Source organism: Pseudomonas sp. TMW22091 (assembly GCF_022496705.1).
GTDB classification, from domain to species: Bacteria; Pseudomonadota; Gammaproteobacteria; order Pseudomonadales; family Pseudomonadaceae; genus Aquipseudomonas; species Aquipseudomonas saxonica.
The window spans coordinates 351,460-377,164 of the sequence record NZ_SCFI01000003.1; the positions used below are offsets into that span (position 1 = coordinate 351,460).

Here is a 25,705-nt window from a genome sequence, read left to right on the forward strand (position 1 = left end):
TCAATTGACCCCACTAATGTCGAGAGTCAGTCTGCCGCTACTTTGCTTGCAGACAGTGCTCAAAGAAAAACGCATAAATCGCTGATAAGCTATCCGCTAATCGAATAGCACTGGTGACGGCTGTGACCCTTCACGATTTACAGATTGATTGGCTGAAATGCTTCGTAGCCGTGGCTGACGCAGGCTCGTTATCAGGCGCAGCTCCTGAGGTGCATCGTTCTCAATCAGCAGTCAGCATGAAGATTAAGAAGCTTGAGGCTTCCCTCGGTTGCTTGCTCCTGGTGCGAGGCCCGCGTCAGCACCAACTCACCCCCCAAGGGCAAATGCTGTTGGGATATGCTCGCCGAATGTTGGATCTGCATGCGGAAACCCAGGCAGCTTTTCATGGGAGTCAGGTGACGGGCCGGATTCGCCTCGGCGTACCCGACGATTACGCAGCGCGCTACCTGACGCCCGCGCTCAAACGCTTTGCCCCAAACTTTGGTGCAGTAGAGATAGAGTTGAGCTGCGAGCAGTCGACCTCCCTCATTCCGAAGGTAATGAGTGGCGATCTCGATATCGCATTGGTTTCCCGCGATAACCCTCAGCATGGGACGCTATTGTTTCATGAGCCTATGGTGTGGGTCGGGGATGCTCAATTCCAGGTCTGGCGGCGCGACCCGCTGCCCATCGCCGTCTATGAGGACGCCAGCCTTGCCAGACGCAGTGCCTTGCAGTCGCTGGCATTACAAGGACGTCGATTCAAGGTGATGTACAACAGTTCCAGCCTCGCGGGGCAGATTGCAGCAGTGGAAAGCGGCTTAGCTGTGGCAGTGCTCACCCGGTGCAGCGCACCAGCGCATTTGAAGATTTTGGGACCTGAACAAGGCTTAGGCCCCCTGATGCCGATGGAAGTCTCTGTATTTCGAAGCCAGGCCTCTCGGGGCTCGAAAGCTGTGGACAGTCTTCACGACCTACTGATCAGGACTCTTAGGCTTTCCGCAACCTTTGATAGAGCAAACTGCTTGGCGCCTGAAATAGACGGTAATTAGCCTCGGTGAGCGTTCATGGGCGACTACTTTTCGACCGTCGCTTGCCGCCCGGCGCTTGAATCATCTGTCTATCGTCGCCACCAGCCCTCTCTGGCACAGTCAGCAAGCCTGCTTGTCTGAGCGCGTGATATCTTCAATTTTCCAAAGCTGGTTTATCTAGTTTCATCGCCATCTCTCTTTAATCACTAAAGGCGACACATGCCTGCGATTATCCGCCTTGCTGTACCAGAAGATGCACAACTCCTGCCCGCCATTGAAACCTCCGCTGCTCAAGCATTTCGCATGATTGCTGAGTTGAGTTGGCTGGCTGAATCGCCTCCGATGTCCATCGCGCGTCATAGCCAACTCATCGCGCTATCGACATGTTGGGTTGCACTTGATGCCGAAACTAGGCCCCAAGGATTTCTCAGCGCTGAGCAGCACGGCAATGATCTACACATCCATGAATTATCAGTGATGCAATCGATGCAAGGACAAGGCACCGGGCGGCGCCTCATAGAGGCAGCGATGGAATATGCGCGTTCAACCAGACTTAGTTTCGTAACGCTTACCACCTTCACAAACGTGCCATGGAATGCACCTTTTTACTCCCGTCTGGGGTTTCAGACGAAAGCAACCAAAGACCTAGATCAAAGGCTAGAGGGGATATTGAGCGAGGAGTACAAGCACGGATTCGCCCCGAAAAGTCGGTGTGCCATGGCATGGCCAGTGACTTAAATACAAAACTTTCAGGCCTCTTAGATACCAATACTGTTGGTTTCGCTACCCGCTTTCTTGGGAAGAGCAGTCAGTGTTGTTTGCTGAGTTGCCAGCGCCCTTGCAACATATGGCCATGTTCAAGGTGAACACTGGCTGTCGTGAGCAATAGGTCTGCAAGCTGCAGTGGGATTGGGAGATGCTGTGTCCGAGTTGGGTACGAGTGTTTTACTGATACCGGCTGGCTTTGGCGGGAGACGTGGAACCTCTGGTGTGAAGAACGGCGAGGATCGTCTTGTGGTTCTGAATGGGGTGCCCAAGACAGTCATCGAGCAGCAGCGCGGCCAGAGCAAGGAATGGGTATTTCCCTATGACGGCACCGGGATGCATCGAATGAATGATTCAGCCTGGAAGTAAGCACGGGTACGCGCAGCGAAGATATGGCAGGAGAAATACCTGCGCCCTGCTCATCCAGGCTACTTGTCTATCCGGGGTCACGATTTGAAGCACACGTTTAGTCGACCCCTTAGGGCGGCAGGTGTGACCGAGGAAGACCGCAAAGCGTTGCTCGGGTTTAAGAATGGCAGCATCACCAGTCAGTACTCCGGCGCAGAGCTGGGGCAACTGATTGAGGCTGCAAATAGGGTATCCGCGACCGACTCAAGAGGCCCGGTTCTGACAGTTTTGAGAGGAGGCAGGCGTGAAGTTTAAAGAAGTCACGCAAAAGTCACGCGCATGAAAAAGCCCAACTCGCGAAAGTTGGGCTAAGTCATTGAATTATATGGTCGGGACGGAGTGATTCGAACACTCGACCCCTAGCACCCCATGTTCGATCCTAGATCGCCATAAGTCATTGTAATTAAAGAAAAAATACCTTAATTCAAGATGCCAAAATTAACGGTTTTTCGTGCATAAACAAACGATAAACCGTGGTCTTCAGGATAGGTTTTGCGCAGATTTCGTATGCATCAATCCTTTTCTTAATTTGCAGATAATATGAACTAGCAGTGCCGGAGGATCATCTGCATTCGGCCAAGAGCGGACGTACGGCGCTCGCTGGCAGGTGTCGATGTTTCGGTAAGGTGGGTTGTACCTGTTGCAGGCTCACGTCTCTGGAGAGTTATGAATCAGACATCAAATTTTGACCAATGGGAGACATAGGCGTATATGGATCAGTAATCGCGACGACTAGCCATCAACAAGGATTGTTATGAGTAAAGCTTACCAAGAAATCGTTACCGAACTGATTGATCGCGTTTACCTAAAAAAAAGAACATCTGACACCACTAAGATTATCCTAAAAAAATACTTCACCCAGAAAACATCGCGAAGAAAGTTAACCTTAGAGGCGCTTGGAAAGCTGCCCGAGCTTGACCGAGAGGTCAGCCGTGAAAGGGCGCGGCAAATCATATCGAATTTTGTGGACAAGGACCTTCCAGCGGATCTACGCCGCCTGGATCGGGGGCTGGCCGCAGGAGATAACGTTACTCTCATAGAGAAAGCTGACCTTGTTCAGCTGAAGGGTTTGCTAGAAATTTTAACTGGTAAAATACATGCTGTTAAAAAGCCGACATTTGCTAGGCGAGTTCAAGACGAGCTCATGACGGTAGGCCTAATTGATGAGAACATCTATCTACCCATAGCAGTTCAGTTAGCAAAGTCTTTCGGATTTGAAGTGGATTTTAAATTTCAAGAATTCAATGGCCACCATATCATCCTAGGGACTAATCATGACCCTGCTGCCGCCACCAAAGATCTGATACAATATGCCAGCAAGATTTCTACTTATTTTGGCGGCCTATTTTCGATAGAAAGCTTGCTTGCCCCGTCATTGAGCCAAATCACTCCATCCTTTATTAGTGAAATTTCTGAAGAGTTCAGATTCGAATATATCTCAGACTTAATTTCCAGCGAGCTTGATTATTTAGCAATCTCAACTGGACGATTTTACGCGTTTACCTCTCGAGATGAGAGGATTAGTCGAATTCTCAAGCCGATTTTTTTTCATTATCAAAAACCACTCAGGGTGGAAAGAGTTATACCTGCTATTAAGCGTGCACTGACGCATAACTTTCGCCGAAAAGCGGATGCGCGTCAATATGCATGCTTGGAGTTGCTTGATAGCGCTGATGATGCTCTTGATGATTACTGCCTGTTAACGGGACTACTTCAAGAGTCTTCGCTCGGCTATAGGATTGCTGGACCGAAGCTGACTCCAGAACTCCATTCACTTGAGCCTAGCGACACAATTAAATACCAAGTAATTGCCCTTAACTCCATTAGATCAAACGGCGCCCCACTAGACTCCATGAGTATTGGCAAAGAGATAAATGGAAAGGTACCAAAAGCGTTCAAACCGTTTATTTTTAGCTACCCAACTCTATATTATAAGGAGGGTGGCGGCAGGCGAAATGATCATTATAAGCCGCTCGATGATTCGTATACTACCGATAGCGATTTGGTGAGCTCAAGCAACCTTAATTTCGACCGCATCGCTTATATAAAAAGAAAAATTACAGATCTCATGACTGAACTTGATTCGCTTGATATACAGGCAGGTGTTTTAGGCAAGACTCGTTTGGAGCAGACTATGCTTCGAGAGTATTTATTACTCCGACAAAAAACTATGCTTGATGGCTATGAAAGCACTATAGGGACTTGCGAGATATGCAAAAAGTCATTGCCTGATACCATCTTGATAGCTGCCCACGTAAAGCCAAGAGCTAAATGCACGCATGAAGAGCGGGCCGATATCGATAACATAGCAATGCTGCAATGTGTAATCTGCGACTCACTTTTTGAAAATGGTTATATCAGTATCCAATCAAATGGAGTGGTGGCGGTGAGTCGAAACGAAACAACAACGAAGGATCTTGAGCAGTTGTATTCTGTAATCGAAGGTAGTCATGTACACTATGTAACCGAAAATAAAAATCGTTTGCTATACCTACAGTACCACTGGGAGAACGTTTTCAAAGGATCACACAACTTAAATCCAAAGCCCTAATCTAGACACATGAAAAATCGGCACATTTATTTACTAGCATCAATGTCCGACTTTGGTCGAAGGCCGCCTTCTTCGTGGGGCAGCAATCGGTCCATTAAGTTCGTGCCAAAACTGTTAGCTGTTCATAAGCAGCCGCTTTGCTAACGACTATTTGCGATGCATTTAACGATGTTATTCGCTATAAGTCACAGGAAAAAACTACCGACGCTCGGTCTTTAGGAGTTTAACTAGCTATCATGAACAAAGAGCTTATAAAAAAAATCATAGAGGACTTAGAAAAATCTGGTTTTAGCACAGAATTACAGGCGAGAAAAATTTTTCAAGATTCCGGCTGGTCAGTTAATGCAGGCTACGGGTATCTAGACAAAGATGAAAACAAGTCTCGCGAGATCGACATTCTTGCTACCAGAGCTATAAGCAGTAAGCATCAAGATAAGTCATTCATACATAGTGAATTTCATGTCTGCGCAGAAGTAAAAAAAACCGAAAAACCTTGGGTGGTTTTCGATCAACAAACCAACCCCGCGCTACTCGGGTGCGCATGGAATAACTTGATTTCAGTAATTAATCTTCCGGCATCTCCTCCTAGATTTGCTCAGGCGCTCCAGAAGCGGTCGCCGATAAAAATCAACGGCTGGGTTGCCAGTGGAATTCACGAGTCATTTAAAAAACCCGATCAACCTTCTCGGTGGTATAGCTCATTTGTTTCAGTTGCAAAGGCTTCAGAGTTCTACTTTGAAAACTGTCCTGATGGTGAAAAGCAAACTAATGACATTCTGGAAAACCCATGCGAAATTCACTTTATACAACCTCTAGTTATTTTAAACGGGCAGCTTTATCGGGCTACTTTGGCGCAGACTGGAGAGATTGAAATTACGGAAGCTCAATCAGCTTCTTTCCGATTTGACTATCGATCAAAAAATTACGAGCGCCAGAATTACAGAATTGATTTGGTCACGCTGAGTGGTTTGGAAACCTATTTGGATAATTTAAAAGCACGGCAAATTGATTTTTCAAAAAAAATCGAAGATGAATCCAAACTCTAATAGCCTGATGAACCGAAGATGACGCTTTCCAGACAGACTAAATATGCATGCGATAGGACGTTATTATAATCAAACGTTAACGTTTGAGCGGCTTTTTCGCTTCGGAAATTTAGGTTGGCACGGATCTGCACGAGCGGCGACTTGTATCTGGCAGTAGCCTGTAATAAGTAGAGCGCCCCGCCGCCGGCGAAGACTTCGACGTAGCATTCGTGGGGTGGGAACAGGGGGATAAGACGGTCGGCGAGGCGGCGTTTGCCGCCCATCCAAGGAATGATGGGTGAGGACATTGTTTGCAAGACCTTTACTGTATGGATAGACAGGTGTTAGGCTCGCTCCGTTTTGTCCACGGAGCAGGAGCCTTGACTGGGCTTGCAGGGCTAATCTGCGGGTTTGGTGGCCGGGCTGGATGTTGACGCATCCAGCTTCGGCCGCTCCTTTTATTTCGTGTGTGAGACTTCTTTGGCGTAGGCCTGACAGGCCTGCAGCGCGATCAGTCCTTGGTCGCCGTCGCCGGTGATTCCGATAATTCGTTGAGCATGCGCTCGGTCAAGTTGGGCTCTCGCGGTTCCATGAACCACGCAGCCGGGGCCGGTGGTGGCTTGCAATCCATTACTACCATTTGTGGCGGTGGTGTCGAGTAGGACTGACAGCCGCAGGTCAGCAGTAGCAAGGCGATCACGCAGGTGGGTTTGAGTGGTTTTGGCATCAGTCATGGCTCGGTAATGGGCTTGGTCGCTGGCTGCCAGCCATTGCTCCAGGGCAAAGCGTTTGCCCTGCTCCGCGAGGATAAGTGCTGAGTTGGCATTGGCCAGATGGGTCAGGGTTGTTTGGTGGGCGGCATCTTGCTTGGCCAGTTGCTGGCCGTAGGCGTTGGCCTGCCACGCCCATGCCGCCCATGCACTGCCACCCATAAGGCCGAGCATCAGCAGCATTGCCCCGCCCCACTTCACCTCGTCGAGCTTCACGCCAACACCTTGAGGGCACGGGCATACAGCGTCTGACGATCTGCCACGCCATTCTGACCGCCGTTGATGCGGCGGGTGATGGTGTCGAACTGGCCCGCGTCGGCCAAGGTGTTGAGCCCCCTGCTCGCCCAAAACCATGCCGCTGACATGCAGGCGTGCTGCGGCTTTTCCAGCAGTTCGGGTTGGTTGATCAGGTCAAGGGCCAGCGCTTCGCCGCACATCATGTAGTTGGCCCGGCCGGTGATCTGGATCAGGCCACGGCCTCGATATTTTTGACCGTCACCATCCGCCTCGGGGGTGTTGCCCAAGCGCTTGGCCAGTGAGCCGGTGTCATATTTGCTCAGGTATTGGTCATTACCCAGTTCGCGGACGTAGCGGAACTGGCCGGACTCGTGGCCGATCTGGGCGATAAAGGCGGCGATGCGTTTCGGGCCGACGATCTGGAAGCGGACCATCGCGGTGTTTAGCACAGGAACAAAAACGCCGGCTGTTTGGCCGGCGTTGGGGAGGATCTGCTGGAGTTGTTGTTGGGTGATCGACATAGGCTTGCCCTAAGGATAACGCCCGCTCATGGCCGGCTGGGTGTGGGTTTACTCTGCTTTTAGCGATACGACTTTGAGTGGGGCTTTGGGCTTCTTGCCTTTGGCCTTGGCTTTGCCCTTTTTGCCGCCGTTGCATTCGACGGTGGTGCTCCAGCCGCTTTGGGTGAAGACCTGCTCCACCGAGTCCACCAGGTACTCGCCATCCAGCCCGGACTTGAAGCCTTGGGCGTTGATGGTTCGTTCGGCATACAGATCCGTACGGCCGGGCATTTCCAGACGTACCGCCGCGGTCGAGCGATTGAAGGCTGAGAGCCGCGCCTTGGCCGCTTGTTCGGCAGCGGATTTGTTCGGATAGATATGTCGGTCGGTATGCACGGGCGGCAGGCCGTCCGGGGACTCGTCGTTGTCCAGGGTGACGACCTTTAACTGACCGGTCTTTTTGTCTTGATGCTGGGTGCTGACGGCTTTGTGGGTGCTGCGATCAGTGAGGCGAAATTGCCAGCGGCTGACGTCGCTGCGCGTGAGGGTGATGGTGCCCAGCGCCGTGCCGCTTGCGCTTTGTCCGCCTTGTCTGGGCATGACCAGCAACTTGCCATCCGCCACCTTGGCGGTGCAGTCGAACTGCTTTGACAGGCGAGTCATGAAGTTAAAATCTGACTCGTTGAGCTGGTCAGCCCGGGGCACCACGGTGGTCACTACACACACCGGCGACCAGCCATTACGTGCGGCTACGTCATTGACGATGCTGCTCAAGCTCACACCCTCCCAACTGCCACTGCGGGTGGTCTTGCCACTGCCGCGCATGTCGCTGGCTTTGCCACGGATCACCAGCGTATCGGGTGGGCCGGACAGTTCAACCTCGTCCACCGTGTAGCGCCCGAGGCGGGTTAACGCGCTGCCGTCGTAGCCGAGGAACATTTCAATGCTGGCCCCGCGACTGGGCAGCGTCACGGCGCTGTCACGGTCATCAATGCGCAGTTCAAAATCGTCGGACTCCATCCCGGGTTTGTCGGTGGTGCGCAGCAACAGCAGGCGGTCATTAATCAGTGCGGTGATGTCGGCACCGTCTGCGACGATGCGGAAGGTGGGTGTCATATATTCTCCCGATGGAAAAAGCCCCGCTCAGGGCGGGGCTGCAAAGAAACATCACTCGGTTATAAAACGGACTATGCTCAGCGCATTAACCTACTTGCCAAATTAAACCAAGTAGGTTAATTTTCGGCGCATGGCGAAAAAGACCCCGCATTGCAAACTACACACCGTTAAAGCCTTGATTGAAGCGGGCAAGGTGCGCTCTACCCTGTCAGCACTGACCGGTGGCGCGGCTTTAGGCTTCGACTTTGACGGCATCGTCAGCGTGGTAATGGCACTGGCCCCCGCTGACTTTTACAAAAGCATGACCACGCATGCCGACCATAAGGTCTGGCAGGACGTGTACCGGCGTAAAACCCACGCCGGCGAGGTCTACCTCAAACTCACGGTCATTGATGATGTGCTCATCGTGTCCTTCAAGGAGCTATGAACATGAAATGTCCATCTTGCGGCGCGGCAGAGCTGGTGCATGACACCCGCGACCTGCCTTACACCTACAAGAACGAGTCCACTGCGATCCCTTCAGTCACTGGCGAATTCTGCCCGGCCTGTGGTGAAACCGTGCTGGATGCCAGCGAGTCCACCCGCGTGAGTGCTGCGATGTTGGCCTTCAACAAACAAGTGAATGCAGCGATTGTAGATCCAGGCTTTATCACCACCGTGCGTAAAAAACTGGATCTGGACCAACGTGAAGCGGCCGAAATTTTCGGCGGTGGCGTGAATGCGTTTTCCCGCTATGAGAACGGCAAAACCAAGCCACCACTGGCACTGGTTAAGCTACTGAAACTGCTCGATCACCATCCCGAGCTGCTGAATGAAGTGCGTTTAGGCTAAGCCCACAACATCACCACCTCATCACTCGGCACCGGCAAATCCGGCAGGTGAATAATCACCCCCACCCGAAAGGGCTGTGCCTCATCGGCCAGCCCTTGGTTGGCATCGAGCACGGCTTCGACGGTGCCGTTGAGGTGGCCGTAGTAGTTCTGGCAGAGGGTGTCGAGCACGTCACCACTAGCTGTTCTGCAGGTCGTCGCCATAGCGTACAAACTCCAAGGTAAAGCCCTGCTTACGCGGGATGCCGCCTTGCAGCAGCGCGCTTTGTTCTTCTTCGATGTTCTTTAAACACCAGTTGCCCAGTACGTCGCCGTAGCCGGTGGTCAGTCCCAGCGGCTGTAGCTGGGCGCCGATGCTGCGCAGGGTGTCGAGTTGTTTGATGCCGCCCTTAAACCCTCCAAAGATCGAGCCGCTGAGGGTGATGCGTTCTTCGCCCATGCCGACTGCCTGTTGGGCTGGCCGACGGCTGAGGCGTTCTTGCGAGGCCCAGCGGTATTCGCTGGAGCGTTTGAGTTCGTCAAACGCGGCGGTGTCCAGGTTGAAGTAGAACGGGGTTGATCCCGGTTTGAGCGATTGCATGATCAGCAGGTGCGGGAACGGTTTTACCGCTTCGGCGGCTGGGGTGGCATCCGCACCAAAGGCGCCGGTCGGGATGATGTTGGCCAGCGAGGGACTGACATTGCCGGCAATTTTGTTGAGGGCGGTTGCGGCTTTGCCGGTCTGTTCTTTGAGGACGCCGAGGCGTTCATCAATTTGCGAGGCTGCCCGGGTGGCTTTGTTGTAGGTGGCCACCACGGCTCCGGCTTTGGCTTGGGCGGCACTGACCCCGCGCACCAGCCGTTGAACCTTGGCCCCAACTGCCGGGCCGATAAAGGGCAAGTCGTCCAGTTCGGAGGCGGCGCCGGTGATTTCGTTGATGGCGCTATTCACCGGGCCGAGCATGCCGTCGAGGCTGCGGCGCCCGGTTTCGCCGGCGGCCGTCAGGTATTTCAAGCCTGCCAGCAGCTGTTCCATATAGGCCATGTCGTCTCCTTAATCAGAGGTGCGGTTCGTCGTAGAGGTTGCGGTTCGACATTTGCTGGTTGATTTGCTCGATCTGTCGTTGCAGGTGCGGCTGTAATTCCCGAGCCAACGCGGCCGGGTCTTTGACGTCGCCTTGCACCGTGACGGACAGCGCCGCGTTGACATCAATCTTTTGATTGATTTTCGGCGGCTCGACCTTGAGCACTGGTTCAACTTTCGGCGGCATGACCAGCGGCGCCGGCGGTTTGGCACTTGCGAACGAACGCACCACGTCGCCCATGTTGACCGCGCCGGGCAGCACCCGTGACGCGTCCTGGTTGGCAGCCCTTTCCTGTTGCATGGGTGATGCGGTCACTCGATCAGTGCCCGGGAACCGTGGCGTGGCGATTACGGCCGGAACCACAAAGGGGTTTTGTACATGCGGGCCACGCGGGTCATACGGCACAGGGCTAACAACCACCGGCGCCGGCATGTCACCCGCTGGCTTGGCTTGAGGCTTCTCAGGTTCAGCGGGCTTTTCATCATCGCTACCGAACCACGATTTTCCCAAGCTGATACCTAGCGACTCCCCGCCCATGCTGCCGAGCAAACCGCCAATCAGGCCACCCACCGCCGTGCCCAAGATGGGCACCACGGAACCGATGGCCGCGCCGGCGGCAGCGCCTGCCAATGCACCGGCCATGTTGCCCGCTGCTGCGCCGTAGCCTTCGGCTTTTTCGTCCTGCGTTTCGGCATTTTGGAAGGTGTCGACGCCCTTCATGACACCTTCAAACAAGGCGGCACCCGGGATCACTTTGCTGGCTTTGCCGACCAGTCCCATTGCCCGCGCGGTACGGCTTGGCGGGACGGGTGGAACGGGCGGTACCGGTGGCCGGGGTGGGCGTGGCGGACCGCCACCGCGTCGACGCGTATTGCGGTTGCTGCCGCGTCGACGGCGGCCTTGGCCACCGGCACCGCCTCCACCACCCATCGCAGCCGCGTTAACGACAAAGACCTTTTGCGGCCCGGAGTCGTCACCGCCGTCTTCGTCGTTTTTGGCTTCGCGAAACACATCCAGCACTTTGAGGCCGGTTTCGATGGGGTTGAAGCCTTTGCTTTCGCTGTCTGCTTCGTCCCCTTCGGCGGCGTTGTCGTCACCGTCCTTTTTGCCGGCGAAGGCTTTAAGGCCTATCTCGGCAAGGGCCAGAACTTTGGAGCCTTTGCCCTCCTCCTTGTCATCGCCGTCGCCGGCGTTGGTGACAAAGACCTTTTGCACGCCTTTCCCATCGCGGCCACCCATCGCGCCTCGGGCCAGGTTGAACAAGCCCTTGCCGATTTTCAGTGAGCCCCACAACCCTTGCAGGGTCAGGGCACCACCCGCCAGCACGGTCAGCCCCATTGCCAAGCCCGGGGTGCGGTCGCTGAGTGCGGTGATGCCCTTGGCCACCGAGGTCAGCCCTTCGGCCACGCCATCGGTGATCGGTCGAATCGCGTCGCCCACCGAGCGCATGGCATCGTCCATCGACTGGGCCATCTCGGCCCATTTCTGCGACGACGATTCGCGGCGCTCGCTGAGGTTTTTGTCGAGGATGCCGCTGGCATCGCGCGACTCGCGTTTGAGCTGGCCATACAGCTCCTTGTTTTGCATATAGGCCGTGAGCGCGGCCTTGACCTGCATATCCGAAAAGATGTCACCGGTGCGCAGGGCTTGTTCCAGCGAGGCCATCATGGCCTTGGCTTTTTCGGGATTGGCTTCCTTGCTGATTTGCGCGGTGGCTTCGGCCATTTGGGCGGCGCGTTTGGGATCGGTCTGCTCAATGTACTTTTTGGCCAGAGCCATGCTCGACTCAAGCGTGGACATGCCTTCTTGCAGGCCGGTGCGCATTGAGCCTTCGTAGTCGATCCCGGCTTTGCTGTAGGCATCGACGGTCTGCGAAGAACCGATTTTGTCCATCCAGTTTTTGATGTTGTTGGCTGCTTCGTCGGCGCCGCCCGCCGTCTTCATTTGCACCTGGAGCATGGCGCCCAGTTGGGTCACTGCGTCCATGCCAGTGATGCCGAGCTTGCCCATGTTGGCCAGCAGCTCAGGAAACCAGCGCGCCATATCACTGGCTTCAAAACTGCCCGCCTGACCTTGAAAGGCGATAGCTTCCAATGCCTGCTGCATCTCTTTGGCGTCGGTGATCTTGGCGTTTTGCCCCAGGGCGTTGATCATTTTCGCCGTTTCGGCGCTGCCCGAGCCTTGGCCCACCACGAACTTGGCCGCCACCGGCGCGTATTCCAACGCCTTGGCCAAGTCCATGCCGGCACCCACCAGTTCGTTGACCACGTTGGCCACTTCGTTGCGAGCCAATCCGGTGTCGCGCGAGGTGGTGATGATGGTGCGCGACATCTGTTGTTCTTGCGGGGCATTGGCCACGCCGGCCTTGATCGCGATGTCACGGATGATTGCGTTGTAATCGGCGCTGACTTTGGTCGGGACAGCCAGTGCGGCCACGCCGACAGCGGCCTTGCCAATGCTGCTTTTAACCGTGGCCCGGCCTTGGTTGATTTGTGTGTGCCCTTTGGCTTTCAGGTCCGCTTGCTGCGCGGTACGACCCAGCGCCTGATAGGCCTTGTCGAGCCGCCCGACCTCGATCCCTTGCTTGCGCAGGCTGTCGAGGTTGGCATTGAGTTTGTTGAGGAGTGTTGACGCGCCGGCGGCGCCGGTGTCGTGGGCTTTTTTCCATTCGTTGCGCAACCGGATGGTGTCGCCGATCTGGCGTTGCATCACCCGGGCCTTGGCCCCGGCGGCTTCCAGTTTCTTGATCCGCCCTTCCACCTCTTTGAAGGCCGAGCCCACGGTGGAGCTGACCGCCCCGCCGATCACCAACCCGAGTGCGAGTTTGTTTGCCATCTGTTTGCCCTACCCTGTGATGCGCGGCAGGCGGCTCAATCCGTGAGCCACCAGATCATTTCCGAGAACGGCATGGCCATGATCTCGGCGGCGGAAAAGCTCGTCTCCGACGCCAAGCGCTTGGCCAGTTGCTTGAGGGTGACGGGGTTACAGTTCGCTTTCGTCGACCAGACGAAAATAGCCTTCCTGCACGCGGTTGTAGTCCACCACCTTGAGCCCTTCCAGCTCGTTAGGGGCGACTTCGGTCAGGCTGGAAAACAACTGCAATTCACGCTTTTCGGCATCGCCGCCCGAGACTGCACCGGCAGCGCGTACGTCGCGCACTGTGGGTGCGCGCATCACCAGGGTGTCGGTTTTGACATTGTTCAGCTCGGTCGGATAACGCAGGGTCACGGTGACGCCTTCGTCGCTCAGTTTGAGCCAGCTCGGTACTTTCTTTTCAGTGGTGGTGGTCATACGAGTTTTCCTTAGAGGCCAAGGGCGCTGCGTACATCTGCCATTTGGTCGACGCCATCAATCACGCGCACGCAATTGACCATGTCGATTTCGTAAATCACCCGTCCTTCGACTTCCAATTTGTAATATTGGAGCGCCATCGCGTACTTGCTTTCGGCCTTTTCACCGGGCTTCCAGTCGCCCATGTCCAGCTCTTTGAGCAGACCGCGCATGGTGGCAATGACGGGAGTGACCTTGCCGCCGAGGCCTTTAAAGGCACCGCGAAACACAGCGTTGCCACTGGTCTGGTCGGCCAAGCCGAAAAACTTCATGGCCTCACGACGCACGCCAATGGTGACGAAGCTGGCTTCGAGTTTTTCCAAACCTACGTCCAGTTCGATTTCACCGCCCATGCCGCCGCCCCGGAAGGACTCGGTTTTAACGGTGAGCTTGGGCAGGGTCACGGACGGCACGTCGCCGGCAAAGCTGATCCCGCCCATAAACAGGTGGGTGTCATACAGCACTTGAGGAATCATTGAGCGGCCTCCTTAGGCGGCGGGTTCCAGCACTTCGGTCAGCCATTGGTTGCTGACTTCCACGCGGAAAATAGGGTTCTCGGCAGGCGGCACGTCGGTGAAACGAATGTTCCAGTACACCTTGCCCTGCTCCAGTTGGCTGGCCGTGTTGAGCGCGGTGTCGGCATAGACTTCGAAGTTGATCACTGCACCCTGATTTTTCAGGTCGCGCATAAAGGCTTCGAGGCCGTCCGTCACGTCCTTGACGTAGGTTTTGGTGATCGAGCGGTCGACCGCCCATTTGTGCCCGGCCAGAATCGCGTCCATGACGATGTCGACGGTGCGCACGCGGGTGACGAAGGCCCATTTGGAGTCAGTCGACAGCGTGCGGTTGCCCCACAGGCGGTAGCCGCCGTCGCGGATGATGGTGCTGATGTTGGCGTTGTTGAGCAGATTGGCGCGGCTGGTTTCGTCGCCGTCCAAAAACTCGATGGGCCGCGAGGTGCCGGTGATGCCGACAAACTCCTTGTTCGACGGCGAGGCCCAGAAGCCGTACTCGGTGTCTGTCCAGGCAAACAGGCCCGCAGCAAAGGCCGAGGCAGGCGAATCAATCGTGGCACTGGTCACGGTGTCCCACTGTTGCACGCCCGGGTCGACCATGTAGATGCGCTTGCTGCCGAACTCTTGCGCGTAGGCCAGTACGGCTTCGTCGGTGGTGTTGGGCCCGTCGACAATGGCAATGGCGCGCAGCTTGCCGGCGAGCGCATCCATCGCAGTGGCCACCGCTTGGGTGGCGGAATGCTTGGGCGAGATCAGTAGCCGGGGCTGGGCATTAAAGCGGCTTTTGCCATCGAGCAAGGCTTGCAGGCCGGTACGCTGACCCGAGGCCAGCACGCCGCCGATGATGGCGGAGGTTTGCAGCGCGGCGTCTTCCAGCACGGCCACGCCGCAGGCGACGATTACGGCCTTGGCTTTCAAGAACACGGCCTTGGCCGCGCGGGTGATGGCGGCGTCTTCACCAAACGCGGCGACGGCTTCGCGCTCGCTGGTCAGCAGCACCAGGTCGTTGGGTTTGGCCGATGCAGTCGGGCTGACGGTAAAGGTGTCGCAAAGGCCGATGATCGAGGTCGACGGCAGCGCAATGGTGCGTGCGCCCGTGTCGACCAGCGCGACAGTGACGCCGTGAAAACGGCTGGTTGTGCTCATAGTGTCATGCTCCAGAAACGACAAAGCCCCGCAGAGCGGGGCTTGTGTGGGGTTGTTCGTGTTACCCGTAACGGAAAAGAAAACGCCCCATCAGTGCGGGGCGTTTATTGCGCCGGCGTTTGAGCCGATTCCGGTCGCGTTTGCGGCCACCCCTCGGTCAACATTTCATCACGGTAGGTTCCGCCCTCGACAGCTTTGAGCAACATCAGCTCGCGGTCGAAACACGCCTGTACGTGCGAGCGCACTGCCTGGGCGATTTCGATGATTTCCACCGAGCCTATCTCTACGAAGCCGTTAGCGGTTTTGAAGTTGCAGCGGTAATTCGAATCAAGAATTGCCGAAAGACCGGTACTCGCGATCAGCGCCTGGCTGTCGCGCGTCGTTTCAATTAATAACGCTCCGACACCGACGCCCGATGCTTCTCGACGGTAGCGCTCAGTGGCGATCAACGCCGGCAGGTCGGGCGCCGCAGTTTCGATTGGCCGCTTGACTACCGCACCTTTGACCAGCATCCAGACCCCGTCATTCTCGCGAATGGTTTGAAAATACAGCGCCTGTGGTATTTCGATCGCATTCGTGGGAATACCCGCAGCGGCATGTGTGTCGGTGTTGTAGCGGCCAGTTAGAACCCCTGCGGCATTAAACGTCGCGTAATACATCATCACTCCTAGTAGCCGATGGCTATCCATCGCGCAATTTGAGAACCGGTGTAAAGGTTCTGCAGCCTGTATTGGCTCGGACTGTCAATATCGCCGTTGACCGTGCCTTGTGCCGGCGTGCCAAAGGTCGCCACGATGCTCACGCATGCATTAGGAAAAGCCATCGGGAAGGGAAAAGTGGTGGTCGCATTGGGAGGGAGACTTCGATAACCCCACTGAATCACTAGCCCGCCCAACCACGTTGGGAACATCACATAGCCGTGAGCCTCTTTGAGTATCTGAAAACCCCAGCGCAGTTTTTTGGGCGTGACCATCACGCTGTCGTCTGCCCCGGCATCGACCTGAACTTGAGTGCCCAATTTGGCGACTCCTAACACCGACTCGGTCGCTTGTACCACGCGCTTTGCGATTGATTGAGCGACCCGAAGTGCAGTCATCGGTTTACTGTTTTCAACGGCCGGGACGGCTTCGGCTTCCACCTGAGTCGGCAGCACGATGCCGTAGCCAGCCAAGGTAGTCGCTTTGCTGGCTTTGTTATCGGGTTCAAAGTTGCCGGAGTGCCATAGCGTGCGGGTGTCTGTCCACTCGCCGGAATTGGTAACGCTACGCACGACGACTCTCACGTCACCGCCGCCCTGGACAAATCCCAACTGTCCGGCGAAGCCCGATTGCCCGTAGGGTAGATTCAAAAGCCCCACGTAGTTGGCAAACGATGTCGCTCCCTCACCGAAGTAATAGAAACCGCCGTTCAACCCCTTGTTGTCGATTGAGGCGGCCTTCAATGCCAAACCACCGAGGCCGTATTGGCCGACCGCAAGCGCATCCGTGATCCCATAACCGGCCAGTGTGGTGGGGTTGCTACCTGACTGGACCACGCCGTACTTGTTAATGGTGACTTGGCGATAGGTGCCGGGCACTTTGTTGCCGGGCAACACATTGATAATCGCGCTATCCACGTACTCGCGGGTCGCTAGAACGATGGAGGGGTCAATCTTCAATTCAATGTTCGACGTGCTGCTGACGATCAAGTTGAGCCGAATGATTTGCGTACGCCCTGAACCTTGAGTCAGCAGCGGCTTGAACGTGGGGGCACAGTTGGCAACGGCCACCAGATCGCCGGCGGCGTCGTACAAACCGATTTCACGCACCCACCAGCCACCTTCGTTTTCCGGGATGACCTGTTCGGCGATGATGACGCTGGCATTCTTGGGATCAACCTTCACCTGGTTCAACGGCGCGCGGCGGCGCTCGTTGATGAGCTTGGTTTGCAACCGATCAGGCATCGGCTCAGTGCCGTTGGCATCCCCCACGGCCATTTTGGAGAATGTCCACGGGATGCCCAAGGCGTCGGCATTGGCTTGTTTTGCCTCACCGATGGCGGTGAGGATGGCGAAGAACTGGCTGTTTTGATCGGTCATGGGTAAATGTCCATCGTGTCGATATGATGTTCGCGGCCGCCGATTGGCACGTAGCCACTGACGTCAATGTCCCGTTGAGTCGGGGGGTAAACGCTGAGTTCGTCGCCCTCGTAAACACAGGCGCCCATGAAGACCGTGCCGCTGGTTTCCAGGCTAATGGCCAAGCCACTCATGTAGCGGCTGACAGGACGGGCGTCGTCGATCAGGGCGGTCAGCTCTTGGTACATTTCCTCGGTGATGCCGGTTTCCAGCACGCCGACTTTGAGGGCGAAGGTGCCCGGCTCGCCTTGCGGCACCGTCTGCCACCACTCGATCACTTCCAGCAGGTAGCCAAGCGGCTCGACTACCCGACGCAGCGCGCCGATGGTGCCTTTGTAAGCGTGGATAAAGAACGTCGATTCGATGGCGGCGCGCTTGGTCTGCTCGCTCCAGCGGTTGTCCCAACGATCCACTGACCATGCCCACGCCAACTGGTGCAGCAAGTGCGCCGGGCACGTTCGGGCGTTGTACAGGGTGCGAATGGGGATCACCGGGTTGTGATCAATCGCCGCTTCGATGCCCCGCTCCAGTTGGGTGCTGTTGAGCGGCAACAGGCTCATCCGGCACCGCCTTGGGTCACGCTATAACCGGTGCAGTAGGCGGCTTGATGCTTGGCCCGAGGAATATCCACCCAGCCCGGCAAGTCCACGCGGCTGACACCGGTGATGTGCAGTTGCGCGTCAATCGCCGAGCGAGCGATTTCCACACCGAGACGTCGACGCGGGTTGATCCATGCTGCGAGGCGCCGGGTGGCTTCAGCCAGAATCGCTTCGTTTTCAGAGCCGGTACCGGCCATGTGCAGCACTGCGTCAATGCGGTATTCCTTCACTTCGGCGCTGCGCACCGTGAGCCGGTCCCCGACCGGGCGAATGTCTTCATCGCTGAGGTATTCCAGCACCTGGGCCAGCAGCGCTGGGTCGGCCACGCCGTTGCCCTCAAGATGCAGCACTGTGACCACGACTTGAGCCGGGCTTGGGCTTTCGGCCTGCGCATCGGCTACCAACGCCGAGGCGTTGCGCGCGTGCAGGATGTAGCTGTTTCGCGGCCCGGCGGTGGTCAGCCCCTCGTAGACCAGTTGAATGCGTTCGCGTAAAGCGTCGTCCAGTTCCATCACCTGCGGCACCGGCGGCACGCTTTGCAGATCCGCTTCCTGAATCACCAAGCGTTTAAGCCGCACGTTGGCCGCGAGGTGATCGAGGTCGGTGCGTTGGGCGTAGGCCAGCAGCAGCGACTTGGAGGCGTCGTTGATCCGCGCCCGGATCTGTAACCGGCGATACGCACCCAGTTCCAGCAGCTTGACCACTGGGTCGCTCTCCAACTCCGCGTTCCAGTTGTCGCCCATGTAGGCGCGGAACACCGCAAGTTCTTCCTGATAGGCGTCTTCGAAGTCCAGCGATTCCAGCACTTCCGGTGACGGCAGGGCCGACAAATCCACGGTACTCATGCACTCACCTCCATTGCTACGGCATCGCCCAGGTACTGGCCCTTGAGTTCAAAACTGATGACGCCTTCGAGCACTGCCGAGACGCGCACCGACTGCAATTTGAAGCGCGGCTCCCAGAGGTTCAGGGCGTGGGCGACTTCGGCCTGTACCGCGCTTTTCCAGCCCGCCGTGATCGGCATGTCGACAAAGCGGCGCAACTGGCAGCCATAGGTCGGGCGCATGCGCCGACTGCCCACTGGGGTGGTGAGGATGTCGGCGATGGATTGGCGTAAATGCTCAACGCCGGAAAGGGCCGCGCCGGTGTGGCGATCCATTCCGATCATGGCGGGTTACTCCGTGAGGCGTTCAAAGTCCGGGTGGGTGCTGAGGTACTGAAGCTGGTCGTCGGTGGTTGCATTGACGCGGCCTTTGGCGACGGGCAGCGCGGAGCCGCTGGGCAGGATGAGGGTTCGGGAGGTGTAGACCTTGTCGCGAAAGACGCGGCTTGGGGCGGCTTTCTGCAAAGCGAGTGCAACCGGATCGATAGCTTTGTCGTCAGACGTTTTGCTCATGGGTTTCTCCAAGTAATAAAAAACCCCGCCGTAGCGAGGCTGGCTAAGACGGTGTGCCCGTTAATCCCGCGCCGGGTGTCACGCCTTTATGGGTATGCGTCGAGCCGACATTCACCCCGTTATGGGTCAAGCTCGCACCGTTGATGGTTACTTCACCCTCGATTGTGATTTTCCCGGTCAGCGTAATGGCCTCGGCCTTTGCGGTTATAGCGCTGTCCGTCACCACCGCCGTACTGCCACCCACCGCAATGGTCACAGTGCCGCTGGGCAAGGTGATGGTGTAGCTCTTGGCCTGCCAGTCGTAGACCAGCGAGCCGCCATCATCAAACCGCCAGACTTCAACGTGGTCGCGGTTGTCCGGCGGTGCCCCGGCGTCGCCGTACAAGCCCGGCACAAAGGTGCCCATGCCTGCCTGACCACTGGGGTTTAACAGCACGCCCTGCTCGCCGAGGCTCGGCGCGCGCCAGTGCCGGGCTTTGCCTGCCGCTAAGCTGTGCCAACGCACCCAAGTGCTGGTCCAGTTGCCGGTAGAGACCCGGCAAGCCGGTGGCGATGCCGCCAAGTCCACGGCGACCACGTAGCACGGGATCAGCATGGCCGCGATCATGCGGTCATGTTCGGCGGTGGCGTAGCTCATTACAGATCCTCGGGGGCGACGTAGTCTTCACGGTTGACGCTGATCAGCAGCGATCCGGGCGGCTCATCGGGCCACGGCCACGACAGTTCACCGAGGTAGACGGTTTGTGTCCACTCGACTAGCCACACGGTGTAGCCGTCCAGTTCAGGGCGCGTCCAGTCTTGGGTCGAGCGCTGGAATTCAGCGGCCTGCACGGGCAAGCCCCAGTATTGAGCGCGCAATAACACGGCCAGCTGGGTAGCCAGATGCACCGCTTGCGGGTAGTGATCGGCGCGGATCACGTCGACAATCACCCGCGCTTCGAAGGTGAGGGTCAGGGTGGTTTGACCGGTGCCAGCGTCCTGTCCGGGTTCGATCTCGGCAATGTCGAGAAACACGGCGGGCAGCGGGATGTGGTGCTGAACGTCAGGCCAGAAGCCGACCATTTGTACACCCGGCAAATGCTGCTCAATGTACTGCTCGATGGCCTGATACAGCTGGTCGAGGCTAAAGGGTTGCTCAGACACGGCGCGTCCCCTTCAAGTATTTTTGCAGTTCGAAGTTCATCTCTTGTTTGAGGATCTGCATCAAACGGTCGTCAGCTTTACGGCTCCAGGCTTCAAAGTGGGGCCGCACCGCTTCCAGTGAGATTTTGGCTTTGGCCAGCGGAAAGCGGTCGCTGTTTTCACCGACAAACCCGGAGCTGGGCCCGGTCTGTGAGGAGACGTTGCTGTCAGGGTAATCGGCCGGGTCAAAGTGTTTGCTCGCGGTACGAATCCACACTTCGGCCTGATTGCCGTAGACCTTTTTGTAAAACGCGCCTTGGTAACGCCGCCCGGCTACGGACACCCCGGTTCTGGTCTGCCGTGCACGCCCTGCCCGGCTGGCTTCCAGCGGGTTGATGCCGAACCACAACTTGCCGCGCAGTGCGCCGCCGTCCACCGGGTAGCTGCGCAAGCGTTGGCGCACCGCCTTGACCGCGATGCGTTCCTGCTTGCCCACAGCACGGGCGATGTGAGTGCGTAACCAGCCCAGGGTTTTGTTGATCGCCCGGCGCTGCGCTTTGGCCGCAGCGCCGGGCACCAGGGTGGCCAAGTCTGCGAAGGCTTTGAGGTCTTCGGCTGAGGCTTGAATATGCAGCATGCCGCTGTTCTTTTTGACTTCACTGAAACTGCCAATACTCATGGGCGTTTCCTCAAGATCAGTGACACCAGCCCGTCGCCGCTGGGTTCCAGTTGCAACAGGTCGTAATCGCCGCCACCGTCCAGCGCAGGCAGGTCGATGGTGACTTTCAGGCCTTTGTTCAGGCCGTTCGAGTCCGCGACCCGCACCACAAAATGCGGTTCGCGCAGGCCGGTATTGAGACGGCCGATTTGCGGCTGTTTCCACGGCGCCGAGAACATACCCAGCACCGGCTCGGCGCGGCCTTCAATGTGGCCGGTATCGGCCAGCACGTCGAAGATCACGCTGTCGATGTCGGCCACCAGATCGCGGATGCCCACGCCTACAACTCCAGCAGGATCTGCGCGCGCGGTCGAGTGCAGATGTGCAGCGGGTTGGACTGCGCTTCACCGGCCATGCCTTTGTTGAACGGCATCGGCTCAATCTTGCTGTAGTACGGAATGCCCTGGGTGTTGACCGTTTCCATGTAATCGGCCGGGGCAAAGGCCGAGATGTACAGGTCGGGCACGCCTTCGGGTACGAGCAGGGCTTTGTCGTCGTGGACGAACGCCACGCTCGCGATCTTGCCGCGATAGCGCTCCCAGACAATGCCGCCGAACTCAAAGCTCTCACGGGCATCACCGCGCAACGCTGCGGCCTGTGCAGAGTTGACGTAGGTCTCTTTGATTGCCTTGAGGCCCATCATTTTGTTCCAGAAGTGCTTGCCACAGAACGCGCGGGCACCGGTGCTGGTGACACTGCCCAGCGCATCTTCTTGCAGGTCCAGGGCTTCACCGCACTTAACACGGAAGTCCGTCTCTGCAATGTTCAACCCCATCGACATACTTTGTCGTTCAACACCGAAGCTTTTGTACAGATCGAGCAGCACCGTCTTGCCGTCCGCGTCGAGGATCTGACCATTCAAGGCGCCGGCCCGCTGGAATTCGTGGGTGACGTCCAACTGACGACGCGCTTTGAGCAAGCGGGCATTGACCACGTCCTGTACGGCTTGCAGTTCGCTGCGGGTGCCGAAGGCGCGAATGCCCTGAATCTCATCTGCCTTGATGGTGAAGCGTTCCGGCAGGTGCACGGTGTTAAACGGGATCAGCGTGCGTTTGCTGGCACCGACGATCAGGCCTGAGGTACCGCGCTCACCGGCCGGCACCAAGGCCAGGGTGTCGCCGTCCTTTTCGATCTGCACGGTCAGGGTGGTGATGCCCTCCTCTTGAAACAGGCCAAGGCTGCTCAAGCGGCCGGGCTGGTAGGGTTGTTCGTTGATGGCAGCGGTCAGCGACGAAACAGAAAACGCATCGTCTTCAAAGATGGCGATGTCGGCCATTGGGACTCTCCAGAAAGTAAAAACCCCGCTCGGTGGCGGGGTGCAATAAGGGGGCGGTTGGCTTAGCGCACGATCACAAAATGCTCGGCCAAGGATTTTTCGCCTTCGGGATCGAGGCCGGTCAGGTGCGCTTCGCTGACCTCGGCGAGGCGCACCACCGCACGACCACGGCGCACAATGTCGGACTCGCCCAGCGGGCCATACAAAATGGCGACGGCGGTTTGGCTGCCGTCTTCGGCGGTCGGCACGTACGGGGCAAATTCGCCCGAAGCAGTGACCAGCCCCAGTACCTGCCCGGGGTAAAGGGCCGGGCCTGCGGCCACGTTGATAGCTTCGCGGGAGATGTTGCCCGCGCCTTCCGAGAGCAGGAACTCACCCGCGTGCATCGGCTCATGTTTGATGGTCATGCTTTTACCCCTGTCTGGGCGGCGCGACGGGCCGCGTAGATCGCGTTGGTGTCAGGTTGTTTGGCCTGGGTTTTCGGCGCCGGGTCGTCGTTGATCGGCAGGCTGTTGTCGATCTCAAACCCGCCGCCGCTGACCAGCTTGTCGAACAGGCGACCGCGCACCGCTTCGGCGGTTAGACCGGACGCAACGAACTGTTGAGTGAACTCGGGCAAACGCGCTGCCACGCACAGGTCGCGCACGGCCTTGGCGTTGCTGATCGCAGCGTTGACCGTGGCTTCGTCGGCCAGTTTGGTGCTGTCGATCAAAGGCTCGATCAGGTTGCTGATGCCGGCCGTGTTGCAGCTTTGGGTGATCAGCAAGGCCAATGCGGCCGAGTCAACAATGGGTGGCTTCGGTTCGGGTTCAGGCTCCGGTTCTGGCGGTTGTTCTGGCGGCTCGTCCAATTGAGCCAGCAACGCCTGCGGCGCGTGCTGATAACGCTGCAATACACCGCCCTGCCCCAGACAGGCTTTGACCTTAACCCCCTCGCCCACTTCATCGGCCAGCCCTAGGGCCACAGCTTCGCTAGCAGTGAGCCAGGTTTCAGCATTGACCAGTCGACGCAGTTCGACTTCATCAATGTTCGGCGCCTTGGCCTTGTACGCCGCGATGATGGCTTCCATCGCCTGATCCAGCGCCGTGGCGACCTTGCGCAAGTTTTCGGCGTCACCTGCCGCATAGGTCCACGGGTTGTGGATCATCAGCATGGCGTTAGACGCGATCACCACCTTGTGCGCGCCGCACACTGCGACACTGGCCGCGCTGGCTGCGAGCGCATCGACCCGCCCGGTGCAGCGTTCACCCAGCCGCGACAGGGCGTTGTGAATGGCCAGCCCGTCGAACAGGTCGCCACCGATGCTGTTGAACGCCACCACAATCGGCGACACACCGTCATCGAGCGCCGCCAGATCGCGCACAAACTGGTTGGCGGTGATGCCCCATGTGCCGATCTCGCCGTAGACGTAGACCTCGATGCTGCGAGTTTCAGCCTCGCCGCTGGCCTTGAGGCTGTACCAGTGTTTGTCCTGCGGCAGCGGTGGATCACCGGCCTTGTTGAAAATGCGTAGCCTGTTCATGGCGTCTCCTTGTCGGCCGGCTCGGTGGGCAGCTCGACGAGCGTTTTGTAGTTGAGGCCCAGCTCGCGGGCGCGTTTTTGGTCGGCGGCGTTCTCTTCGTCGACGGTTTCGGCGTCGTAGCCCTGACGCAGGACCATTTCGCTGCGGGAGTTGAAGCCCGCGTTGACCTCCATCATTCGCGCCTGAATGTCTTGCACCGGCTGGATATAGGCCCAGCCTTGCGGCACCCAGCGGGTGCGCAGGTATTCACGGCGTCGTTGCGCGTAGTCCACCAGTGTCAGGCGCCCTGCGAGCACGGCCATGTCCAGCCACGCAGCGCGCACCGGGCGGCATAGTTGGTGGACGTACACGCCGAATTGCAGTTGCTCCAGACGGCGCCGGAACTCGTTGAGCACAACCCGCAACGCCCGGTCGTTAACCTCACGCATGTCGCCGGTGAGGATTTCGTAAGGCGTGCCGGTACCGGCCGCAGCGGCCATCAGTTGTTGACGCATGAAGTCCGGGTAGTTGTTGCCCGCGTCCGGTGGTTTGGAAAACTCCACCTCTTCGCCCGGACCCAGTTCCTGCATGGTGCCGGGCTCCAGCGCGACCATCGGGGTGAAGCCGTCACGGTCTTCGGTCAGCGGCAAGCCGGTGATCGGATCGCGCGGTTGTTGCGTGGCTTCGGGCGGTGGCCGCGAGATAAAACCGGCAAACAGGTTGGCCACTTCTTGACGAAACAGCACCGCGTCGTCGTAGTTGTCGAGACTGCGCAAGCGCTTGAGCACCGGGGCCAAACGCGGCACACCGCGCAACTGGCCAGGTTCGACCGGTTCGAAGATGTGCAGCACTTGTTCAGCCGGGACGCGCACCAGTTGGTTGTAACCGGCGTTAAGCGACGAGGCATCGCGTGGGTGGACGCGGTACATGTGATACGCCACGCGCTTGTGCGCCGGGTTGAACTCAATCCCCGCGCGGATGCTGTTGCCGTTTTTGCACGGCTCAAATTTGTCGTGCGGCACAAACTCCGGGGCGAGTACCTGGAGCTGCAGCGGTACCGCCAGATCCTCGTCCAGTCCGCGTGGCCGTAAGCGTACAAAGCACTCACCGACGGTTTCGACGGTGCGGGCGATCAGCGCCTGCTGGCCGTAGAAGTCGGTCAGGCCATCGGCGTCTGATTCGTCAACCCAGTCGTCCCACAAGTCTTGCTGCAATTTGCGCAGGGCATCGTCTTCGGTTTTAGGCCGAGGGGTGATGCCGGTGCCGATCAGGTTGCTGACGCGTTTGTCGATGACGTTGAACGCGTACGGATCGTTGCGTACCGCCGAGCGTGAACGGGCGCGCAGGTTGCGCAGGGCCGGGGTGTTGAGGCTGTTGATGCCCACATCGGGCGCGTCCCAGCTGGCCGAGCGCCTGCCCTCACCGGCCCCTTCGTAACTGGCTTTGATCCGCTCCGGTAACAGGAAACCGTTGCGGGTCAGGGTTGGGTATTGGCGCGCCATTTAAAGCCCCTTGCCTGCGTGTGAAAGCCGGATCACCCGCGAGCGTGGCCCGGCGGCGGCGATCATCGAGCTGCGGATTCGGTCGCGTGCCTGGAGCAGCTCATCGACCGTGCGGTATTCCACGGTGCGGTCGGCATAGCGCACGGTTTTCTCGCCGCGCGCGATGGCCGACTCAACGGCGTCGAGGTGCTTTTGGGTAAAGGACATA

General features: G+C 57.7%; 30 protein-coding genes and 2 pseudogenes. 7 read left to right on the forward strand and 25 right to left on the reverse strand.

Translation table 11 applies throughout. The annotated features are described in order from the left end of the window. The first annotated feature begins 122 nt into the window (after positions 1-122). The 5 genes and pseudogenes from EQV93_RS08060 (at position 123) to EQV93_RS08080 (ending at position 5,780) form a co-directional block, all read left to right on the forward strand. A complete protein-coding gene (locus EQV93_RS08060) occupies positions 123-1,031 on the forward strand; it encodes a LysR family transcriptional regulator (RefSeq protein ID WP_240891318.1) in 909 nt (302 codons plus the stop codon). Positions 1,032-1,229: 198 nt separating this feature from the next. Further along, positions 1,230-1,748, forward strand: a complete 519-nt coding sequence (locus EQV93_RS08065; protein ID WP_240891319.1) for a GNAT family N-acetyltransferase — start codon at positions 1,230-1,232, stop codon at positions 1,746-1,748. Positions 1,749-1,794: 46 nt separating this feature from the next. Next, positions 1,795-2,438: pseudogene (locus EQV93_RS08070) on the forward strand (tyrosine-type recombinase/integrase); the annotation flags it as partial. A gap of 499 nt (positions 2,439-2,937) precedes the next feature. After that, a complete protein-coding gene (locus tag EQV93_RS08075) occupies positions 2,938-4,734 on the forward strand; it encodes an HNH endonuclease (protein WP_240891320.1) in 1,797 nt (598 codons plus the stop codon). Positions 4,735-4,970: 236 nt separating this feature from the next. Beyond that, a complete protein-coding gene (locus EQV93_RS08080; RefSeq protein ID WP_240891321.1) occupies positions 4,971-5,780 on the forward strand; it encodes a hypothetical protein in 810 nt (269 codons plus the stop codon). A gap of 110 nt (positions 5,781-5,890) precedes the next feature. Here EQV93_RS08080 and EQV93_RS08085 read toward each other — a convergent pair. From EQV93_RS08085 to EQV93_RS08100, 4 genes and pseudogenes are all read right to left on the reverse strand, one after another. Next, a pseudogene (locus tag EQV93_RS08085) lies at positions 5,891-6,067 on the reverse strand (DNA adenine methylase); the annotation flags it as partial. A gap of 150 nt (positions 6,068-6,217) precedes the next feature. After that, entirely contained in the window at positions 6,218-6,745 is a 528-nt protein-coding gene (locus tag EQV93_RS08090; protein WP_240891322.1) for a lysis system i-spanin subunit Rz, read from the reverse strand. After that, positions 6,742-7,287 (reverse strand): glycoside hydrolase family 19 protein, encoded by a 546-nt coding sequence (locus EQV93_RS08095; RefSeq protein ID WP_240891323.1) that lies wholly within the window; start codon positions 7,285-7,287, stop codon positions 6,742-6,744. The genes EQV93_RS08090 and EQV93_RS08095 overlap by 4 nt, the downstream gene beginning before the upstream one ends. A 48-nt stretch (positions 7,288-7,335) precedes the next feature. Continuing rightward, positions 7,336-8,382: a phage late control D family protein gene (locus EQV93_RS08100; RefSeq protein WP_240891324.1), complete on the reverse strand. Its 1,047-nt coding sequence runs from the start codon at positions 8,380-8,382 to the stop codon at positions 7,336-7,338. Positions 8,383-8,512: 130 nt separating this feature from the next. Here EQV93_RS08100 and EQV93_RS08105 point away from each other — a divergent pair, with 130 nt between their 5' ends. Beyond that, entirely contained in the window at positions 8,513-8,809 is a 297-nt protein-coding gene (locus EQV93_RS08105) for a type II toxin-antitoxin system MqsR family toxin (protein WP_240891325.1), read from the forward strand. A gap of 2 nt (positions 8,810-8,811) precedes the next feature. Then, positions 8,812-9,213, forward strand: coding sequence for a type II toxin-antitoxin system MqsA family antitoxin (locus tag EQV93_RS08110; RefSeq protein WP_240891326.1), 402 nt, complete (start codon positions 8,812-8,814; stop codon positions 9,211-9,213). Here the strand turns inward: EQV93_RS08110 and EQV93_RS08115 are convergent. From EQV93_RS08115 to EQV93_RS08215, 21 genes are all read right to left on the reverse strand, one after another. Continuing rightward, on the reverse strand, positions 9,210-9,416 hold the full coding sequence (locus EQV93_RS08115; protein WP_240891327.1) for a tail protein X: 207 nt from the start codon (positions 9,414-9,416) through the stop codon (positions 9,210-9,212). The two genes, EQV93_RS08110 and EQV93_RS08115, sit on opposite strands and share 4 nt — an antisense overlap. Then, positions 9,391-10,236 (reverse strand): phage tail protein, encoded by an 846-nt coding sequence (locus tag EQV93_RS08120; RefSeq protein ID WP_240891328.1) that lies wholly within the window; start codon positions 10,234-10,236, stop codon positions 9,391-9,393. Before EQV93_RS08120 ends, EQV93_RS08115 begins: the two co-directional genes overlap by 26 nt. Before the next feature lie 13 nt (positions 10,237-10,249). Further along, the gene (locus EQV93_RS08125; protein ID WP_240891329.1) at positions 10,250-13,111 is read right to left on the reverse strand and encodes a phage tail tape measure protein; all 2,862 of its coding nucleotides are present in this window, start codon (positions 13,109-13,111) and stop codon (positions 10,250-10,252) included. A 147-nt stretch (positions 13,112-13,258) separates the two neighbouring features. Continuing rightward, the gene (locus tag EQV93_RS08130) at positions 13,259-13,567 is read right to left on the reverse strand and encodes a phage tail assembly protein (RefSeq protein WP_146383607.1); all 309 of its coding nucleotides are present in this window, start codon (positions 13,565-13,567) and stop codon (positions 13,259-13,261) included. An 11-nt stretch (positions 13,568-13,578) separates the two neighbouring features. Beyond that, the gene (locus tag EQV93_RS08135; RefSeq protein ID WP_094992956.1) at positions 13,579-14,082 is read right to left on the reverse strand and encodes a phage major tail tube protein; all 504 of its coding nucleotides are present in this window, start codon (positions 14,080-14,082) and stop codon (positions 13,579-13,581) included. Between the two features lie 12 nt (positions 14,083-14,094). Next, positions 14,095-15,267: a phage tail sheath subtilisin-like domain-containing protein gene (locus tag EQV93_RS08140; protein ID WP_240891330.1), complete on the reverse strand. Its 1,173-nt coding sequence runs from the start codon at positions 15,265-15,267 to the stop codon at positions 14,095-14,097. Between the two features lie 104 nt (positions 15,268-15,371). After that, the gene (locus EQV93_RS08145) at positions 15,372-15,926 is read right to left on the reverse strand and encodes a DUF4376 domain-containing protein (RefSeq protein WP_240891331.1); all 555 of its coding nucleotides are present in this window, start codon (positions 15,924-15,926) and stop codon (positions 15,372-15,374) included. An 8-nt stretch (positions 15,927-15,934) separates the two neighbouring features. Beyond that, a complete protein-coding gene (locus EQV93_RS08150) occupies positions 15,935-17,344 on the reverse strand; it encodes a phage tail protein (RefSeq protein WP_240891332.1) in 1,410 nt (469 codons plus the stop codon). Beyond that, on the reverse strand, positions 17,341-17,943 hold the full coding sequence (locus EQV93_RS08155) for a phage tail protein I (RefSeq protein WP_240891333.1): 603 nt from the start codon (positions 17,941-17,943) through the stop codon (positions 17,341-17,343). Before EQV93_RS08155 ends, EQV93_RS08150 begins: the two co-directional genes overlap by 4 nt. Further along, the gene (locus tag EQV93_RS08160; RefSeq protein ID WP_240891334.1) at positions 17,940-18,827 is read right to left on the reverse strand and encodes a baseplate assembly protein; all 888 of its coding nucleotides are present in this window, start codon (positions 18,825-18,827) and stop codon (positions 17,940-17,942) included. The genes EQV93_RS08155 and EQV93_RS08160 overlap by 4 nt, the downstream gene beginning before the upstream one ends. Then, positions 18,824-19,150, reverse strand: coding sequence for a GPW/gp25 family protein (locus EQV93_RS08165; protein WP_240891335.1), 327 nt, complete (start codon positions 19,148-19,150; stop codon positions 18,824-18,826). Before EQV93_RS08165 ends, EQV93_RS08160 begins: the two co-directional genes overlap by 4 nt. A gap of 6 nt (positions 19,151-19,156) precedes the next feature. Next, a complete protein-coding gene (locus tag EQV93_RS08170) occupies positions 19,157-19,378 on the reverse strand; it encodes a hypothetical protein (protein ID WP_240891336.1) in 222 nt (73 codons plus the stop codon). Positions 19,379-19,421: 43 nt separating this feature from the next. Further along, positions 19,422-20,015 carry a phage baseplate assembly protein V gene (locus EQV93_RS08175; RefSeq protein WP_240891337.1) on the reverse strand — a complete coding sequence of 198 codons (594 nt, stop codon included), beginning with the start codon at positions 20,013-20,015 and terminating at the stop codon, positions 19,422-19,424. Further along, positions 20,015-20,521, reverse strand: a complete 507-nt coding sequence (locus EQV93_RS08180) for a hypothetical protein (RefSeq protein WP_240891338.1) — start codon at positions 20,519-20,521, stop codon at positions 20,015-20,017. Before EQV93_RS08180 ends, EQV93_RS08175 begins: the two co-directional genes overlap by 1 nt. Next, entirely contained in the window at positions 20,514-21,179 is a 666-nt protein-coding gene (locus EQV93_RS08185) for a hypothetical protein (protein WP_240891339.1), read from the reverse strand. Before EQV93_RS08185 ends, EQV93_RS08180 begins: the two co-directional genes overlap by 8 nt. Continuing rightward, entirely contained in the window at positions 21,176-21,496 is a 321-nt protein-coding gene (locus tag EQV93_RS08190) for a head-tail joining protein (RefSeq protein ID WP_240891340.1), read from the reverse strand. The genes EQV93_RS08185 and EQV93_RS08190 overlap by 4 nt, the downstream gene beginning before the upstream one ends. Positions 21,497-21,498: 2 nt before the next feature. Continuing rightward, a complete protein-coding gene (locus tag EQV93_RS08195; RefSeq protein ID WP_240891341.1) occupies positions 21,499-22,494 on the reverse strand; it encodes a major capsid protein in 996 nt (331 codons plus the stop codon). Positions 22,495-22,556: 62 nt separating this feature from the next. Beyond that, positions 22,557-22,901 carry a head decoration protein gene (locus EQV93_RS08200; RefSeq protein WP_240891342.1) on the reverse strand — a complete coding sequence of 115 codons (345 nt, stop codon included), beginning with the start codon at positions 22,899-22,901 and terminating at the stop codon, positions 22,557-22,559. Then, positions 22,898-24,016, reverse strand: a complete 1,119-nt coding sequence (locus EQV93_RS08205; RefSeq protein ID WP_240891343.1) for a head maturation protease, ClpP-related — start codon at positions 24,014-24,016, stop codon at positions 22,898-22,900. Before EQV93_RS08205 ends, EQV93_RS08200 begins: the two co-directional genes overlap by 4 nt. Beyond that, positions 24,013-25,497 carry a phage portal protein gene (locus tag EQV93_RS08210; RefSeq protein WP_240891344.1) on the reverse strand — a complete coding sequence of 495 codons (1,485 nt, stop codon included), beginning with the start codon at positions 25,495-25,497 and terminating at the stop codon, positions 24,013-24,015. The genes EQV93_RS08205 and EQV93_RS08210 overlap by 4 nt, the downstream gene beginning before the upstream one ends. Further along, positions 25,498-25,704, reverse strand: a complete 207-nt coding sequence (locus EQV93_RS08215) for a phage head-tail joining protein (RefSeq protein ID WP_153382274.1) — start codon at positions 25,702-25,704, stop codon at positions 25,498-25,500. Between the last annotated feature and the right edge of the window lies 1 nt (position 25,705).

Bases quoted from the DNA above. Each gene is read 5' to 3' on its own strand.
- EQV93_RS08065 (WP_240891319.1), top strand. From the start codon at position 1,230: ATGCCTGCGATTATCCGCCTTGCTGTACCAGAAGATGCACAACTCCTG.
- EQV93_RS08075 (WP_240891320.1), top strand. From the start codon at position 2,938: ATGAGTAAAGCTTACCAAGAAATCGTTACCGAACTGATTGATCGCGTT.
- EQV93_RS08080 (WP_240891321.1), top strand. From the start codon at position 4,971: ATGAACAAAGAGCTTATAAAAAAAATCATAGAGGACTTAGAAAAATCT.
- EQV93_RS08095 (WP_240891323.1), bottom strand. From the start codon at position 7,287: ATGTCGATCACCCAACAACAACTCCAGCAGATCCTCCCCAACGCCGGC.
- EQV93_RS08100 (WP_240891324.1), bottom strand. From the start codon at position 8,382: ATGACACCCACCTTCCGCATCGTCGCAGACGGTGCCGACATCACCGCA.
- EQV93_RS08105 (WP_240891325.1), top strand. From the start codon at position 8,513: ATGGCGAAAAAGACCCCGCATTGCAAACTACACACCGTTAAAGCCTTG.
- EQV93_RS08110 (WP_240891326.1), top strand. From the start codon at position 8,812: ATGAAATGTCCATCTTGCGGCGCGGCAGAGCTGGTGCATGACACCCGC.
- EQV93_RS08115 (WP_240891327.1), bottom strand. From the start codon at position 9,416: ATGGCGACGACCTGCAGAACAGCTAGTGGTGACGTGCTCGACACCCTC.
- EQV93_RS08120 (WP_240891328.1), bottom strand. From the start codon at position 10,236: ATGGCCTATATGGAACAGCTGCTGGCAGGCTTGAAATACCTGACGGCC.
- EQV93_RS08125 (WP_240891329.1), bottom strand. From the start codon at position 13,111: ATGGCAAACAAACTCGCACTCGGGTTGGTGATCGGCGGGGCGGTCAGC.
- EQV93_RS08130 (WP_146383607.1), bottom strand. From the start codon at position 13,567: ATGACCACCACCACTGAAAAGAAAGTACCGAGCTGGCTCAAACTGAGC.
- EQV93_RS08135 (WP_094992956.1), bottom strand. From the start codon at position 14,082: ATGATTCCTCAAGTGCTGTATGACACCCACCTGTTTATGGGCGGGATC.
- EQV93_RS08140 (WP_240891330.1), bottom strand. From the start codon at position 15,267: ATGAGCACAACCAGCCGTTTTCACGGCGTCACTGTCGCGCTGGTCGAC.
- EQV93_RS08145 (WP_240891331.1), bottom strand. From the start codon at position 15,926: ATGTATTACGCGACGTTTAATGCCGCAGGGGTTCTAACTGGCCGCTAC.
- EQV93_RS08150 (WP_240891332.1), bottom strand. From the start codon at position 17,344: ATGACCGATCAAAACAGCCAGTTCTTCGCCATCCTCACCGCCATCGGT.
- EQV93_RS08155 (WP_240891333.1), bottom strand. From the start codon at position 17,943: ATGAGCCTGTTGCCGCTCAACAGCACCCAACTGGAGCGGGGCATCGAA.
- EQV93_RS08160 (WP_240891334.1), bottom strand. From the start codon at position 18,827: ATGAGTACCGTGGATTTGTCGGCCCTGCCGTCACCGGAAGTGCTGGAA.
- EQV93_RS08165 (WP_240891335.1), bottom strand. From the start codon at position 19,150: ATGATCGGAATGGATCGCCACACCGGCGCGGCCCTTTCCGGCGTTGAG.
- EQV93_RS08170 (WP_240891336.1), bottom strand. From the start codon at position 19,378: ATGAGCAAAACGTCTGACGACAAAGCTATCGATCCGGTTGCACTCGCT.
- EQV93_RS08175 (WP_240891337.1), bottom strand. From the start codon at position 20,015: ATGAGCTACGCCACCGCCGAACATGACCGCATGATCGCGGCCATGCTG.
- EQV93_RS08185 (WP_240891339.1), bottom strand. From the start codon at position 21,179: ATGAGTATTGGCAGTTTCAGTGAAGTCAAAAAGAACAGCGGCATGCTG.
- EQV93_RS08195 (WP_240891341.1), bottom strand. From the start codon at position 22,494: ATGGCCGACATCGCCATCTTTGAAGACGATGCGTTTTCTGTTTCGTCG.
- EQV93_RS08200 (WP_240891342.1), bottom strand. From the start codon at position 22,901: ATGACCATCAAACATGAGCCGATGCACGCGGGTGAGTTCCTGCTCTCG.
- EQV93_RS08205 (WP_240891343.1), bottom strand. From the start codon at position 24,016: ATGAACAGGCTACGCATTTTCAACAAGGCCGGTGATCCACCGCTGCCG.
- EQV93_RS08210 (WP_240891344.1), bottom strand. From the start codon at position 25,497: ATGGCGCGCCAATACCCAACCCTGACCCGCAACGGTTTCCTGTTACCG.
- EQV93_RS08215 (WP_153382274.1), bottom strand. From the start codon at position 25,704: ATGTCCTTTACCCAAAAGCACCTCGACGCCGTTGAGTCGGCCATCGCG.